At 43.4% G+C, this 14,038-nt stretch carries 15 protein-coding genes; 10 read left to right on the top strand and 5 right to left on the bottom strand.

Going from position 1 to position 14,038, the window contains the following annotated elements; translation table 11 throughout:
• The first annotated feature begins 174 nt into the window (after positions 1–174).
• From tusD to AC5JPT_RS01680, 4 genes are read left to right on the top strand one after another with little or no spacing between them, the layout of a single operon-like run.
• On the top strand, positions 175–630 hold the full coding sequence (gene tusD / locus AC5JPT_RS01695) for a sulfurtransferase complex subunit TusD (protein WP_493856844.1): 456 nt from the start codon (positions 175–177) through the stop codon (positions 628–630).
• Positions 631–682: 52 nt separating this feature from the next.
• The gene (locus AC5JPT_RS01690; RefSeq protein ID WP_493856843.1) at positions 683–1,006 is read left to right on the top strand and encodes a hypothetical protein; all 324 of its coding nucleotides are present in this window, start codon (positions 683–685) and stop codon (positions 1,004–1,006) included.
• 48 nt (positions 1,007–1,054) lie between these two features.
• Positions 1,055–1,384, top strand: a complete 330-nt coding sequence (locus tag AC5JPT_RS01685) for a hypothetical protein (RefSeq protein ID WP_493856842.1) — start codon at positions 1,055–1,057, stop codon at positions 1,382–1,384.
• Between the two features lie 32 nt (positions 1,385–1,416).
• Positions 1,417–1,743 (top strand): TusE/DsrC/DsvC family sulfur relay protein, encoded by a 327-nt coding sequence (locus tag AC5JPT_RS01680; RefSeq protein ID WP_493858411.1) that lies wholly within the window; start codon positions 1,417–1,419, stop codon positions 1,741–1,743.
• Between the two features lie 93 nt (positions 1,744–1,836).
• On the opposite strand, the gene AC5JPT_RS01675 is transcribed toward AC5JPT_RS01680, so the two are convergent.
• Positions 1,837–2,397, bottom strand: a complete 561-nt coding sequence (locus AC5JPT_RS01675; protein ID WP_493856841.1) for a tRNA (cytidine(34)-2'-O)-methyltransferase — start codon at positions 2,395–2,397, stop codon at positions 1,837–1,839.
• A gap of 261 nt (positions 2,398–2,658) precedes the next feature.
• On the opposite strand from AC5JPT_RS01675, the gene AC5JPT_RS01670 reads away from it, so the two are divergent.
• Positions 2,659–2,799: an entericidin A/B family lipoprotein gene (locus AC5JPT_RS01670; protein ID WP_057759705.1), complete on the top strand. Its 141-nt coding sequence runs from the start codon at positions 2,659–2,661 to the stop codon at positions 2,797–2,799.
• A gap of 72 nt (positions 2,800–2,871) precedes the next feature.
• Here the strand turns inward: AC5JPT_RS01670 and hemW are convergent, their stop codons facing one another.
• Positions 2,872–4,173 (bottom strand): radical SAM family heme chaperone HemW, encoded by a 1,302-nt coding sequence (hemW, locus tag AC5JPT_RS01665; RefSeq protein WP_493858410.1) that lies wholly within the window; start codon positions 4,171–4,173, stop codon positions 2,872–2,874.
• A 316-nt stretch (positions 4,174–4,489) separates the two neighbouring features.
• Here hemW and AC5JPT_RS01660 point away from each other — a divergent pair, with 316 nt between their 5' ends.
• From AC5JPT_RS01660 to accC, 4 genes are all read left to right on the top strand, one after another.
• A complete protein-coding gene (locus AC5JPT_RS01660) occupies positions 4,490–4,984 on the top strand; it encodes an EVE domain-containing protein (protein WP_319050350.1) in 495 nt (164 codons plus the stop codon).
• Positions 4,985–5,392: 408 nt separating this feature from the next.
• On the top strand, positions 5,393–6,760 hold the full coding sequence (locus AC5JPT_RS01655; protein ID WP_493858409.1) for an MATE family efflux transporter: 1,368 nt from the start codon (positions 5,393–5,395) through the stop codon (positions 6,758–6,760).
• 239 nt (positions 6,761–6,999) lie between these two features.
• Complete coding sequence (gene accB, locus AC5JPT_RS01650) at positions 7,000–7,431, top strand: acetyl-CoA carboxylase biotin carboxyl carrier protein (protein ID WP_319050349.1); 432 nt, start codon at positions 7,000–7,002, stop codon at positions 7,429–7,431.
• 122 nt (positions 7,432–7,553) lie between these two features.
• A complete protein-coding gene (gene accC / locus AC5JPT_RS01645) occupies positions 7,554–8,915 on the top strand; it encodes an acetyl-CoA carboxylase biotin carboxylase subunit (protein WP_493856840.1) in 1,362 nt (453 codons plus the stop codon).
• 198 nt (positions 8,916–9,113) lie between these two features.
• Here accC and AC5JPT_RS01640 read toward each other — a convergent pair whose 3' ends face one another.
• Both AC5JPT_RS01640 and leuA read right to left on the bottom strand, forming a co-directional pair.
• Positions 9,114–9,731, bottom strand: a complete 618-nt coding sequence (locus AC5JPT_RS01640) for a hypothetical protein (protein ID WP_493856839.1) — start codon at positions 9,729–9,731, stop codon at positions 9,114–9,116.
• A gap of 311 nt (positions 9,732–10,042) precedes the next feature.
• The gene (leuA, locus tag AC5JPT_RS01635) at positions 10,043–11,827 is read right to left on the bottom strand and encodes a 2-isopropylmalate synthase (RefSeq protein ID WP_493856838.1); all 1,785 of its coding nucleotides are present in this window, start codon (positions 11,825–11,827) and stop codon (positions 10,043–10,045) included.
• A 220-nt stretch (positions 11,828–12,047) separates the two neighbouring features.
• Here leuA and AC5JPT_RS01630 point away from each other — a divergent pair, with 220 nt between their 5' ends.
• Positions 12,048–12,536 carry an Lrp/AsnC family transcriptional regulator gene (locus AC5JPT_RS01630; RefSeq protein ID WP_319050345.1) on the top strand — a complete coding sequence of 163 codons (489 nt, stop codon included), beginning with the start codon at positions 12,048–12,050 and terminating at the stop codon, positions 12,534–12,536.
• Between the two features lie 142 nt (positions 12,537–12,678).
• Here AC5JPT_RS01630 and AC5JPT_RS01625 read toward each other — a convergent pair whose 3' ends face one another.
• Complete coding sequence (locus AC5JPT_RS01625) at positions 12,679–14,022, bottom strand: ABC1 kinase family protein (RefSeq protein WP_493856837.1); 1,344 nt, start codon at positions 14,020–14,022, stop codon at positions 12,679–12,681.
• Positions 14,023–14,038: the final 16 nt, after the last annotated feature.

Here is a 14,038-nt window from a genome sequence, read left to right as displayed (position 1 = left end):
TCACCAATAAAAATAGTATTTTGATATAATAGTGTTTAAAGACTATATGCCTGACCATAAACCAATGAAGCAAATCAAAGAAACAAACTGCTGTCTACAAAACAGTCGTAACCACTCACTACTATCTTCTAATTTTCATAACACTCTTATTGACAATATGTGATACCGCACCTTATGACTACTCCATTACTGCTCATCACTGCTGATCCCGCCCACCCACTGGCGCACCTAGCACTACGTTATGCACACGCTTATCTTAGAGAGGCCTCAAACCATTCTGAGAATAGTAGAATTGACGATAACGACATAAACGATAGTGACAATCCTAACACCAAACGGGCGTTGCTCAATGTCTTTTTTTACGGCGATTCAGCTCATACTGCCAACCGTCTACGTTGGCAGTCAGCAGAACAAATAGATTTAACAAAAGAATGGCAATCGTTGGCTGAGCAGTATCAATTATCACTACCCGTTTGTGTCAGCACTGCACTGAGCCGCGGTGTGATTGACGCTGACAACAGCACACGACATCAGCTAGAGGGTGCCAATCTTGCTGCAGGATTTACGTTGGTAGGACTCAGTGAGCTTGCTCTAATGATGCAAGATGACTGCCGATTGATACAGTTTTGATGGCATTACGATGACGACTGTCAACAGCGACAAACCTATTTAGGAATATAACATGAAATTATTAATTCAGTTGCATACGCCCACTGAAGCGGCTAGTTATGAAGGCTGTGCACTGGCGCTAACACTAGCAACATTTGGGCATGAGGTGCAGTTATCATTGGATGCGCCTGTATTTGGTTTGTTGATGCAAACGGAGTCCCGTTTGCACGGTATGATTCAGTCGCTTGATCTTTACGATATGCCCGCAGCTTGGCTACCTGACGATGTCTTTAGCGGTTGGGTCATTGGTATGCTACCGACAGATCTGGCATCACAGCTTACACTGGTACCAGAGATCATCAGCTCGCAAGACTTTGAGCAGATTTTAATTTTTTAAATGACTATATAATCAGAAAAATAACAAAACACATCATCGGATAATTTTATGGCGACTTTATATCAATTACACAGTACGATGGACACGCTCAGACGTAGCACTGAAGAGATGTCTCGCACTTGGCACAATGGCGACAGCATTGTTTTGCTCGGTACAACGGTCGCTTTTATCGACTGGCTAAGTGCTTATTTAAATGATAATGAGATAGATGGCATCGCTGCTATTTATGCATTGGCAGATGATGTCGCGCAGCTCTCGGCGAATACTACTGGCAAGCTAAATTTAGATACCAAGCTAACTGGCGTGTTAACAGACGCTGAATGGGTCAATCTGACTCAGGACCGTCAATTTGATAAAGTGGTGACCATTGCCTTATGACAGATCACAACTCCAAAACTAGTAACAACGTGATGATAGCAGCCACTGAGGCTGCATTGGATCAAGATGGTCACTTATGTGACCACACTATTTGGACGCCTGACATCGCGCAGCAACTGGCTGACACATTAGACGTTCATTTGAAAGCTGAGCATTTGCAGGTTTTGCAGCAAGTGCGTGCATTTTTTGAGAAGTTCAACCACGCACCTGCAACGCGCCCATTGATAAAATGGCTACAAAAGACCTTGCCAGAACATGACATTAGCAATCAAAAACTGCAGCAGCTGTTTAATACCGGTTTGGTTGCACGTCATGTCAACCGCTTATCTGGTCTACCCAAACCGCCCAACTGTTTATAATTCATATCATTGCTTATTCTGTTCTATTTTTTATGGAGTAAGGATAAGCAATCCTATCGGTCTCATCAGACAAATCGCTGTTTGCTAGAATAACTACTTTGGGTCGTAGACTGTCAAGCTCTCATAACCGATACTACGACCTTCATCGCCTGCAAACCCTTGCTGTCGCCATATTTCATACAAGCAGATAGCGACGCTGTTGGATAAGTTCAAACTGCGCGAGTCAGCCAGCATGGGCAGTCTTAACCAATTATCAGCACCGATATCCTCACGTATATCATCTGCAAGACCTGCCGTTTCAGAACCAAATACCAGTGCGATATTGGGCATAGCAGCCTTATCAGATGCTTCAGAGTCCGAGTGCTTACCAAAGTCATAATCGTAGAATGGTTTGCTTAGTTTAGTCGTCAGCGCGGTAATGACATGGCAGTCCGCTATCTGTAACGCCTGCTTCGCTGCTGCCCAGTCATCGTGTACTTGTAGATGCGCATATTCGTGATAATCAAGTCCTGCGCGACGTAGCTTTTTATCATCAAGCTCGAACCCTAACGGTCTGACTAAATGCAGCTGTGCCCCGCTATTGGCACACAGGCGAATGATATTGCCTGTGTTACTCGGCATCTTTGGGCCAACCAGCACGATATGAATGGTCATGTTTATTTACTCCAAAAATGTTTAACGCTCTGTTATTTAAGTTTATGAGCGACAGGTAATTAAAAGTTACAGTTTACTGCCAATAATTACATTTTGATACTGTGCAGCGTTTTTAACTTTCTCTATGATGTCTGTAATGGATAACGCGATAGCATTTAAGTGTGACTGTCTCATCCAATACCCCTTCAGTGACGCTTAAGCAGACCGCTTTGCATCACTGTTGTTATTTATAACCATCCATTTATCTTTGAGGATACTATTATGAAAAAAGTAATCATCGCATCTTTAACTGCTATGTTCGTTCTAACTGGTTGCAACACGTTCAAAGGCTTTGGTCAAGACGTATCAAGTGCTGGCGATGCTGTCACTGGTGGCGCACAAGAAGTACAAAACAAAATCTAAGGTATGATTTTTTTAGATTTGTTAAGGGCTTACCATTTTTTGGTAAGCCTTTTTTATTTTTGGCTATTTATCTTATAAAAAAGCACGTAGTATCTGATTAAGGTAGCGCTGCCCTAACAGTGTCGGTTGTAACTGCGTATCACTGTCTATCAGCAACCCTTGTTTTATCAAACCAGCCACTTGCTCATTAATACTATCAAGATTAAGCCCCGTTCTTTCCTCAAACAATGACCAAGCCACACCTCCATGCAACCTCAGCGCATTCAACATAAACTCGCTTACCAGCTCATCACGATCAATCTCTTGCCAGCCAACCATTTTGGGTGCGCTTTGCTTGATATGAGACTGCTCAGTGATATCTGTAGACCCCACGTAATCCTTCGGCAGACGTGACTTACTGAATCGATAAATACCTGCTTCTGCTACTAGGTCAGTCTCTAGCATATTGCTTTGCGTTGACGGCTCATTGTTTAGGTTATAACCAACCGTCACTTTACCATGCGCTCCTGCACCTATTGCTAAATAGTCGCCAAACTGCCAATAGTTTATATTATGACGGCATGGCTTGTCTGATGCGCCTGCCCATGCCGACACTTCATAATTGCTATAGCCCAGTTGCTGCAGTAATGTCTGACCTGCTTGTTCAATATCTGCCAAATTATCTTCATCAGGTAAGACCGGCTGACTACGATAGAACACAGTATTGGGTTCAATCGTTAATTGATACCAAGAAATATGCGTGGCGCCAGCATCGTGCGCCATTTGAATGTCATTAAGAGCTTCTTTCATAGTTTGCTGCGGTAGACCGTGCATCAAATCGACATTAACCCGCGTAAATCCAGCAGATTTGGCAGCTTTAATCGCTGATAATGCTTGCACAGGATCATGGATACGTCCAAGCGCTGTCAGCTTATCAGCAGCGAAGCTCTGTACGCCGATAGACAACCGATTGATGCCAACCTCTAGATACTGCGCAAATGGAGCATGTTCTAAGGTTCCTGGATTGGCCTCCATCGTGACTTCTATATCTGCTGCAAACTCAAAACATGACCGTAAACCAGAGAACAATCGCTGATACTGAGCAATAGGTAACAAAGATGGCGTGCCACCACCGATAAATATAGAAGAAATTTTGCGACCTTGCACCAGTGATTGCTGCATTGCGGCATCTAGCAGTAACGCATCGACATAGTCATCATATATGGAGATCTGACTGTCTACAGGCAACTCATGCGAATTAAAATCACAATAAGGACACTTCTTCACACACCACGGAATGTGAATGTAAAGAGACAATGGAATGTCAGTCACATCTACCGCGATAGTATCCGTCGTTGGTTCAGTAAGACTTAATGTATTTAGGTCGTTTGGCATGCTTTCTGTATTCACTTTGGGCATAAATAAACTTATTTTGTAGTGAGCAATAATAATCGATATCAAAAGTAACGCTAGGATAGCGACTAGATGGGATAAAGAAAAGCCTATCTATCATAAAACTATTAACAAAAACACGTATAAACGCTCTATTCACCATGACAACTTATGGGCAGTATATAGAGACTCTATTAAAAACAGCCTTTACTAAGAATAGACACTATTTAAAACATGTTTGAGGGTGAGTTAATAGAAACTAACCCTAGTAGTTTTAAGAACGAATTAAAGAATAAACAAAGATTCAAAGGATAGATATATGGCATACTGGTTAATGAAATCCAACCCTAAATTTTTTGGTATTGAAGATTTGCAGCGCTTGGGCACCGACGGTTGGGACGGTGTTCGTAACTACCGCGCGCGTAACTTTATGCGCGATGATATGAAAGTTGGTGACAAGGTTTTCTTTTATCACTCTAGTGCCAAACCCTCTGGTGTGGCTGGTATTATGACCGTGAGCCAAGCAGGCTATCCTGACCCTAGCCAGTTTCACCCTGAGCATCGACACTACGACCCTATTGCGACCGAAGAAGCGCCGCGTTGGTACATGGTAGATCTCACTTTTGAGCACGCTTTTACCGAGGTGTTGCCCTTATCAGAGCTAAAATTTTTGCCTGCGCTCGAAGATTCCTTACTACTGAGAAAAGGCTGTCAACAATTAACAGTGATCCCATTAGAACCCAAGCACTGGCGCGCGATTATGAATATGGCGGAGACACTTGAGATATTACCAGAGCAGACAACGAATCATTAATTAATTTATTGATTCAACACATCACTTATCGGTGATAAGCAGTGAAGTACAAAGCGTCTATGATTAATATGTATATAGACCTTTCAAAGCGTTGACATCATAGCGCCGCTTCTTTACCATCTTATCTATATATGACCTGTCAATCCACTGCTTGGATCGACGGGTTATTTTTATTTTAGTGTCTTTATTCTAGAACCCTTATTTTAAGACCTTTATTTTCATTGCCGTGCTTGGTCTTTATGAGCTTGCTCATATCGTTTATCGAGGTATCATCATCGGCACGACTTTTCTGCTTATGCTATTGCTTCATTTTTGATGCATTGCTCTCTTCGGATTAATAGTAGTGCGGGCTTATTCATAATAATGCTCTTAATAACAATTACCGCAAAGAATAAAAAGTTGCTCACCATGGTTTTTCCATTGTCTTTCAAAGATTTTAAAAGCTACAGTTTACGTTTAGGCGTACTTGCCCTACCTATTTTGATCACTCAGTTTTGCCAAGCGGCACTTGGTGTTGTTGACGCTATCATGGCAGGCCAGGTGTCTGCGCTTGATTTGGCAGCAGTGGCAGTTGGATCTGGTATTTGGCTCCCACTGTTTTTGTTAGCGACAGGTATATTAATCGCGACGACCCCTCTGATTGGTGAAGCGGTTGGTCAAAACCAGCATGACCAGGTTCCACATATCACGCAGCAGTCCTTATGGACCGCAGGGGTGATTGGGATTATTGGGTTTGTTGTTGTCAATTTGGCACCCAATGTTCTGGGTCTCATGGGTGTACCTGAGAATATTCAGCCGATCGCAACACAGTATTTGCATGGTGTGTCCTTTGGTTTCCCTGCACTAGCAGTCTATGCCGTACTGCGCAGTTACTGTGAGGCACTGGGTCGACCTGAGCCTGTGACTGTCATTAGTATTATTGGTCTGATGGCCGACATACCGCTCAACTATATCTTTATTCATGGTTTATTTGGCATGCCTGAGATGGGCGGCGCTGGCTGCGGTGTGGCAACCGCGTTAGTATTATGGATAAATGTGCTTTTATTGGCCGCTTATACTGGTTTTACCAAGCGAAAAGAGTTTGCCACTACTCGCTTTTTTTATGGGTTTACGCGTCCAAATCGTACACAGATAAAAAAACTTTTAAAGCTTGGTATACCTATCGGGATCTCTATCTTTTTTGAAGCCAGCTTATTTAGTTTGGGTGCTCTAGTTATTAGCCCATTGGGTGAGATTGCGACAGCAGCGCATCAGGTGGCTCTATCCGTGACCTCACAACTATTCATGATACCGATATCCGTCGCTATGGCACTCACTATCATGATCTCAAATCGATTTGGTCAAAAAAATCTCTTGGCACTACGCCAAGTGCAAGCCACTGGGCTTATTTGGACAGTCCTTATTGCTGTCGTTTGCATGCTCGGTATATGGTTGTTTAGGCCAGAATTGGCAGCTGCATTTACTGATAACCCCGTTGTGAGAGCTCAGTCTATGCACCTGCTTATCTTTGCCCTTGCCTATCAGCTATTTGATGGCTGGCAGGTCAATGTCGCTGGCATATTACGTGGTATGCAAGATACGACGATACCGATGTGGGTGACGCTCTTTTGCTATTGGTTGGTTGCATTACCGCTGGGTATTTATTTAGTGCGTTTCACTGATGTTGGTGCACAGGGGTTTTGGATGGCCCTTATCACTGGTCTGTTTTTATCCTCTATCCTATTGACACTGCGTCTGCGTTATCAACAAAAACGTCTGACAGCACTGTGGGGCTAACATCGATGATAGAGCACCTTATCTCACAACATGACTGGCGCTACTTAGTGACATAGACTATGATAAATCGTAGAAGATTTCTTGCTAAACAAAGCGCTTACGTCAAAATATGTAAAAATTCTCAGTTAACAACTGTACATTGATTGCTCATTGACCTGAATCTAGGTATCATTAGCAACTAATTAGACAATATTTAGTTACACTATTTCTCGAATTTAGTACAAGGCCAGATAAAAACTATGGATATTGAAAAAATACGCACCCTCATCGCCCTTATGGAAGAAAGTGAACTGGTGAATTTAGAAATCAGTTCAGATGATGAACATATTAGTTTGACTCGTCACTATGATGCGCCTGTACCAGCTATGATGGCAGCCCCAACTGCTGGCGCTGCCCCAACGGCAGCTGCTGATGCAAAACCTGCGGCAAAAGCTGGAAACGTCGAAAGCTCACCTATGGTAGGTGTGTTCTATTCAGCACCAACGCCGAATGATCCACCATTTGTAAAAGTCGGGCAAAAAGTTCAAGCAGGTGATACCTTAGGTATTATCGAAGCCATGAAAATCATGAATCCACTTGAAGCAACTCAAAGCGGTATCATTGATGAAATCTTGGTAGACAACTCTGAAGTCGTACAGTTCGGCCAACCTGTCATACGCTATAAAGCGTAACGATATTTGCCATACTTTATTTCATAATGGCTGAGTTTTGGTGTACCTATCGTATCAATATTGAATAATACGATGCTATATTAAACTTGGTCAATGACTGACGCTTCGACAAGGATGAACCCATGATAAAAAAATTGCTCATTGCCAATAGAGGTGAGATTGCCCTGCGCATCGTTCGAGCTTGTAAAGCGCTAGGTATTGAAACAGTAGGTGTCTACTCTACCGCTGACGCCAATTTGATGCACCTGCGCTTTGTTGATGAGGCAATTTGTATTGGCAAACCTAATGCCAACCAAAGCTATCTGGATATCAATACCATTTTAACCGCTGCTGAAATCACTGGCGCAGATGCTATCCACCCAGGCTATGGTTTTTTGTCTGAAAATGCCGAATTTGCTGAACGAGTAGAAGAAGCAGGATTGACTTTCGTTGGTCCAAATGCTGATCACATCCGCTTGATGGGCAATAAAGTCTCTGCTATCAACGCGATGAAAAAAGCAGGCGTGCCGACTGTGCCAGGCTCTGTTGGCGCTGTGACACTCCACAACGCTGAAGAGCAAGCACGTAATATCGGTTTTCCATTACTGATCAAAGCCGCCTCTGGTGGCGGTGGACGCGGTATGCGTGTGGTTGAGCGCTTTGATGAATTGGTTGGTCAAGTACAAGCTGCCAAACAAGAAGCTGAGCTATGGTTCGGTGATGATACAGTCTATATGGAGCGCTATCTACAAAACCCGCGCCACGTAGAAGTACAGGTACTTGGTGATGGGAATGGTAATGCCATCCATCTGTATGACCGTGACTGCTCATTACAGCGTCGTCACCAAAAAGTACTAGAAGAAGCGCCTGCACCAGATATCCCAGATGATGTACGCGAACCAATTCTAAAAGCTTGTGTGAAAGCCTGTGAGCTTGTGAAGTATCGCGGTGCAGGTACGTTTGAGTTTTTATTTGAAAACAACGAGTTTTTCTTTATTGAGATGAACACTCGAGTGCAGGTTGAACATCCCGTAACTGAGATGATTACTGGTATCGATGTTGTTGTTGAGCAGCTCAAAATCGCCGCTGGTTATGGTCTATCTTATCGCCAAAGTGAGATTGAAATCCAAGGTCATGCGATCGAGTGCCGTATTAATGCTGAAGATCCAGCGACCTTTGTGCCGTGCCCTGGTACTATTAGCCAATTGTTCACACCAAGTGGTTCTGGTATTCGTTTTGACTCGCATTTATATCCTGGTTATGAAATACCGACTTATTATGATTCGTTGATCGGTAAGCTTATCTGTCACGGTCAAACGCGTCAGCAAGCTATCGCTAAGACAGTACATGCCCTTGATGAATTAATCATCGAAGGTATCAAGACCAATATCCCACTTCATCGTGATGTGATTTTGGCGGATGATCAGTTTGTTCAAGAAGCACAAAACATTCACTATCTTGAAAGAGAGATGTTGAATGCGGACAAAACCAAAAAAGAATCATAAATTACAATAGTTAGAGCTTTGATAGCTAGAGGCTAGATAGTTAAAGACTTTAATCCGCTTATTAGTAATCTGTAAACCAGACTTATTAGAAACTTAATATGAAAAAAGCCGCTATATCGATAGCGGCTTTTTTCTGTCGTTTTAGAACAGGACGATTAGAATTCTATGTGATAGATAACTTACTATTAATACCACCTACTATGGCAAAACTCTATTGAAATTCATAAAGCATTCTTTTCCATCAGGGTCAGCGCACCACTGCATCTGATTGCCATCATGATTGATAAAGGCAATCAACGCTTCATCAGTCTGGTCTATCTGATTGCCCGAGCAGTCTACCTCGTTATTATCATAGACGGTCTTGATCGCGATAATAGGCAGCCCCTCTTCGCGATGAGTGATCAAGTAACGACCATAGGTCCACTCCTTGCCACTCGACGCTCGCATCTCGTTATCAGCACCGAAATTGTACAACTCGCGGCACTGCGCAGACTTATTTGCTGAACTAATGAGGTTATTACTGGTAGTTGGCGGAATCTTTAGAACTCGCTCTTCGTTTTGGGTCAGTATACCGCCATCTATCCCAGCCATTACTTTAGGCTCTACGCTGCTGGGTTTTTGCTCACTCACAGCCGCTTGCTTAGCCCTCGCCTCTTTAGTCATAGTGATAGGACTATCCAAATCAATCTCCCATTGTCCTGCAATAGCGGGGCTGATATGAGTAGTGATTGTCGGCTCAGTAACCGCTTCACCGTTTGCAGGTAATGAAGCTAGAATAGATGCCAATGTGAACGAAGCAAATGTGGTAGGTTCCATGGTTAACCTTTTATTTATAATGTTTTTATATATACATTAGCGTAAGTCGTAGGCACCAAAAATACAAGTAACATTATGCTATTGGTCGCAGCATCACATATATAAAGTATTCAAAAATATCAGCATGACCGTAGGCTATATCCATAAGAAGATAGAACATTGACCAACGCTCAGTCTTCTTTTTACCAAAAAATAACGCCATAACTTTGCTTGTTAGACACAAGGAGCTATGGCGCTATATATTTATGAAGTTGAGATCAGCGCAGGTCACCGGACTACTCAAAGATTGCTGTTTAGTACACTTTTTAGTATTAGGCTACCTCTGGACTCAATGCTTGAGCAAAAGCTGACAGTGCCCCTTTGAGCATCGCTGATACTGTACTACTGCATGTACCGATACCAGAGTATACTTCACCATCTACATTTAGCTGAATATAGGCGGCAGCATTGGCATTAGTCTTGTTGTCACTGTTGGTGTCGTCATCGATGCCATTGCCGCTGTTATGGTGCGGGTTAATCGCATGCTCAGCATAGTTAATGATATGCAAAGACTTACCCGTATGCTGTGCAAGACCATCAATAAACGATGATAATGGGCCGTTACCAGTACCATCAATATCAATAGTGTCACTATTCATCTGTACCTGACCACTAAAATACACTTCGCCGCCTTTGTTATTGACACTATAGTCTAATAGCTCGAACTTACCTTGCTGTAAGTAAGTATCTTCAAAGGTCTGTAGGATTTCATCGTTTTGCAATTCGCGGGCAACCGCTTCAGCCTGCTTTTGTACCACGCGACTAAAGTCAATCTGCATCCAGCGCGGTAAGTTAAAGCCATAATTGCGCTGTAGAATATAAGCAACGCCACCTTTTCCTGACTGACTATTGATACGCACCACATCTTGGTAGCTACGACCAATATGTGCAGGATCGATTGGCAAGTAAGCCACATCCCAAACGTTATCCGTCTCGTTTTGATGATTTTCATTATAATCGAGAGACTTTTTGATGGCATCTTGGTGTGAGCCACTAAATGCCGTAAAGACCAACTCGCCTACATAAGGATGACGTGGATGCAACGGTAAATTATTGCACTCGCTCACGACTTGTACGATTTCACTCATGTTGCTAAAGTCAAGATCAGGATCGATACCTTGGCTAAACAAGTTCATAGCCATGACCATGATGTCCATATTACCGGTACGCTCGCCATTGCCAAGCAGAGTACCCTCGATACGATCAGCGCCTGCAAGTACACCCAATTCAGCTGCTGCCACTGCACATCCGCGATCGTTGTGCGTATGCAAACTAATAATGACATGCTCACGCTGGGCAAGATGACGACAGAAGTACTCGACTTGGTCAGCAAAGACATTGGGCATAGATGCCTCAACAGTCGCTGGTAGGTTAAAAATAACTTCTTGACCGTTCTTCGGCTGCCACACATCACAAACTGCGTCGCAGACTTCTACAGCATACTCAGTCTCTGTCTGGCTAAAACTCTCAGGAGAGTATTGAAATACCCAATCCGTCTCAGGATACTTTGCCGCATATTCTTGTAGTAGCTTGGCACCGGTAATAGCAATCTCTTTGATTTCAGCTTTGTCTTTGCCATATACTTTTTCGCGTTGTACACGACTGGTTGAATTATAAACATGAACGACTGCGCGTTTTGCGCCTTTCAATGATTCAAAGGTACGGGCAATCAAATGCTCTCGCGCTTGTACCAATACTTGCAGTGTCACATCATCAGGTACATGGTTTTCTTCAATGAGCTTACGAGCAAAGTCAAACTCAACCTGTGCCGCTGATGGAAAACCAATCTCAATTTCTTTAAAACCAACATCGACTAGCGTCTTAAAAAAACGCATTTTTTGTTCAATAGTCATCGGGTCAATCAATGCTTGGTTACCATCACGCAGATCTACGCTTGCCCATATCGGTGACTTTTCGATTGTTTTGCTCGGCCACGTCCGATCTGGCAACGAGGGTGCAAATGCAAATGGACGGTATTTACGAAAGTCAAAAGCGGCACTTTTTGGTGTGATCTTTGCAGTCCCTGAGACTGCAGTGCGAGTGGCTTGGTCAGACATAATCAATCCTTAGACGGTATCGTTATTTGTATATTTAGTGGGCGATTAGCTGCTGGTTAGATCAATATTTATCATACAAGATAGCTAGTGTTTATATCACAATAATAGCAAAGTTTGATGCTCAGAAACCTGCTTTTTTTCACTCTATTTATTGTTATTTTAGTGGATAATACTATATTAGGCTCTATAATCGAGTTAATTCACTATTGAGACAATAAAAATGCCAGACCATCAGATCGAGAATACAGTAATAGCAGATATAGATGAGATCGATAGGCAACTACTGCGCTTATTACAAACACAAGCCCGCATGAGTGTAACTGAACTTGCTGAGCGCGTTAATCTGTCTGCCACGCCCTGCGCGCGGCGAATCAAACGCTTAGAAGATGCAAATGTTATCACAGGATATCAAACCAAGACCGATGCACAAAAACTCGGTTACCCACTTGCCGTGTTTATCGCTATTAGTATGGATCGTCATACAGCCGAGCGTTTCGAGCAGTTTGAGCGCAAGGTTCAGAGTTTTGAGGAAGTTATTAGCTGTAGTATTGTCACAGGACGCACAGAGGACTATCTAATCAAAGTGAGGGTACGCGACATGGCACATTACGAGGAGTTTTTGTTACATCGACTCAATCGTATCGAAGGCGTTGCCCAAGTACATACCAGCTTTGAGTTACGAGAAGTGTTTAGTCGGAGCGTGGTTTAGAGGATCTAAGCCACTGTTAGTGCAGGACGATGGAGTATTAGCATTATCATCCTGCCCTGCCAGCAAGGCTGTGACCAATAAGCCAAAAAACTGCCCTAGTGCATAGAACAGCGTCACCATAGCCCACTAATCGAATCAACATTTACGAGACGTTTAGCGTTGGCATTTCTGTCTCATCTTGTCCTAGCATCTGTACACGTTGATCACTGAACATATCCATATCAGGGGCTAACGTACGCATAAACCGATCAAAATATAGCATCTGCTTGGTCAACAGCGCAAAATCACGTGGGAAATGGATACCATGACGCTTACCCACTTCGACGATCTCAAGCATCATTTGATTCAGCTCGTCTGCTTGTTCTTTGCTGTTGAAAGGCACGCCACTGGTAAATGCTTTATCTTCTGCCATGATGGTTGTCATCATGCGTTGTAAGTCATTGCCCAATGCAGCCACATCGACTTTGTTATCGCCATGCGTCATTTCCATATCAATCATATGACGGGCCATCGCTTGATAGTCATTGTCTTGCATCGCTTGCATCATACCCATGCACGCGCGCCAGCTCTCAGCTTTTAGTTTACCAACGATACCAAAGTCTAAAAAGCCAATACGGCCGTCGGTCAACAGCATCAAATTACCAGCATGTAAGTCAGCATGGAAACTGTTGCACAGCATGAGACTAGCAAACCATGTATTTAGAGTATCTGCCATCACTTGCGCAGGATCGCTACAGTACTGACGCATGAGTGACTCATCGACCATCGAGACGCCATATAGTCGGCTCATTGTGAGTACACGCTTAGTCGTCAACGCTTCGTATACTTGCGGCGCCACTACGCGCGTATTACCTGACACCGTTAGGAACTGCTGAAAATCGCGGATATTTTGTGCTTCAGCAATAAAGTCAGTCTCGGCAAGCATACGCAGACGAATCTCATCGATGATCGGTGCGATGCTAGCAAATTTCATCGATGGCATTACAATTTCGAGCAGTTTAGTCACGCCATGCAAGACACCCAAATCGGTCTGCATAATGGTCTCGACGCCAGGTTTTTGCACTTTTAGCACCACTTCATCACCGTTATGCAACCGTGCTGCATGCACTTGGGCAATAGAAGCTGATGCGAGCGGTTCTGAGTCAATATGCACAAACGTGTCATCAAGGGTCAAGCCCTCAGTCGCTAGCTCTTCTTTTAACACTTGCTCAATATAAGCATAAGATAATGGCGTGGTCTGATCCAGGCAGCTTTGGAATGCCTTGACATACTCTCGTGGAAACAGCGACGGTGTACTGGCAATAAACTGACCAATCTTAATATAAGTAGTGCCGAGTTGCTCAAAGGTCTCTTTGAGGAGCATCGCGTCAGGTTTCTCCCCTTTTGCTACTCTCAGCGCAGACAGACCTGCCACACTCGCTGTCTGGCGAACACGGTTGACGACATTAAAGGTATGTTTTAATAAATGCGGACGATGAATTTTCATAAGAAACAACTATGGT

It is taken from the genome of Psychrobacter sp. H26 (assembly GCF_059073035.1).
This window is presented reverse-complemented; position numbering and strand designations above follow the sequence as displayed.

What these genes read in the sequence shown, in the direction of transcription:
- tusD (WP_493856844.1), top strand. Translation starts at nt 175, where the DNA reads ATGACTACTCCATTACTGCTCATCACTGCTGATCCCGCCCACCCACTG.
- AC5JPT_RS01690 (WP_493856843.1), top strand. Translation starts at nt 683, where the DNA reads ATGAAATTATTAATTCAGTTGCATACGCCCACTGAAGCGGCTAGTTAT.
- AC5JPT_RS01685 (WP_493856842.1), top strand. Translation starts at nt 1,055, where the DNA reads ATGGCGACTTTATATCAATTACACAGTACGATGGACACGCTCAGACGT.
- AC5JPT_RS01680 (WP_493858411.1), top strand. Translation starts at nt 1,417, where the DNA reads ATGATAGCAGCCACTGAGGCTGCATTGGATCAAGATGGTCACTTATGT.
- AC5JPT_RS01675 (WP_493856841.1), bottom strand. Translation starts at nt 2,397, where the DNA reads ATGACCATTCATATCGTGCTGGTTGGCCCAAAGATGCCGAGTAACACA.
- AC5JPT_RS01670 (WP_057759705.1), top strand. Translation starts at nt 2,659, where the DNA reads ATGAAAAAAGTAATCATCGCATCTTTAACTGCTATGTTCGTTCTAACT.
- hemW (WP_493858410.1), bottom strand. Translation starts at nt 4,173, where the DNA reads ATGCCAAACGACCTAAATACATTAAGTCTTACTGAACCAACGACGGAT.
- AC5JPT_RS01660 (WP_319050350.1), top strand. Translation starts at nt 4,490, where the DNA reads ATGGCATACTGGTTAATGAAATCCAACCCTAAATTTTTTGGTATTGAA.
- AC5JPT_RS01655 (WP_493858409.1), top strand. Translation starts at nt 5,393, where the DNA reads ATGGTTTTTCCATTGTCTTTCAAAGATTTTAAAAGCTACAGTTTACGT.
- accB (WP_319050349.1), top strand. Translation starts at nt 7,000, where the DNA reads ATGGATATTGAAAAAATACGCACCCTCATCGCCCTTATGGAAGAAAGT.
- accC (WP_493856840.1), top strand. Translation starts at nt 7,554, where the DNA reads ATGATAAAAAAATTGCTCATTGCCAATAGAGGTGAGATTGCCCTGCGC.
- AC5JPT_RS01640 (WP_493856839.1), bottom strand. Translation starts at nt 9,731, where the DNA reads ATGGAACCTACCACATTTGCTTCGTTCACATTGGCATCTATTCTAGCT.
- leuA (WP_493856838.1), bottom strand. Translation starts at nt 11,827, where the DNA reads ATGTCTGACCAAGCCACTCGCACTGCAGTCTCAGGGACTGCAAAGATC.
- AC5JPT_RS01630 (WP_319050345.1), top strand. Translation starts at nt 12,048, where the DNA reads ATGCCAGACCATCAGATCGAGAATACAGTAATAGCAGATATAGATGAG.
- AC5JPT_RS01625 (WP_493856837.1), bottom strand. Translation starts at nt 14,022, where the DNA reads ATGAAAATTCATCGTCCGCATTTATTAAAACATACCTTTAATGTCGTC.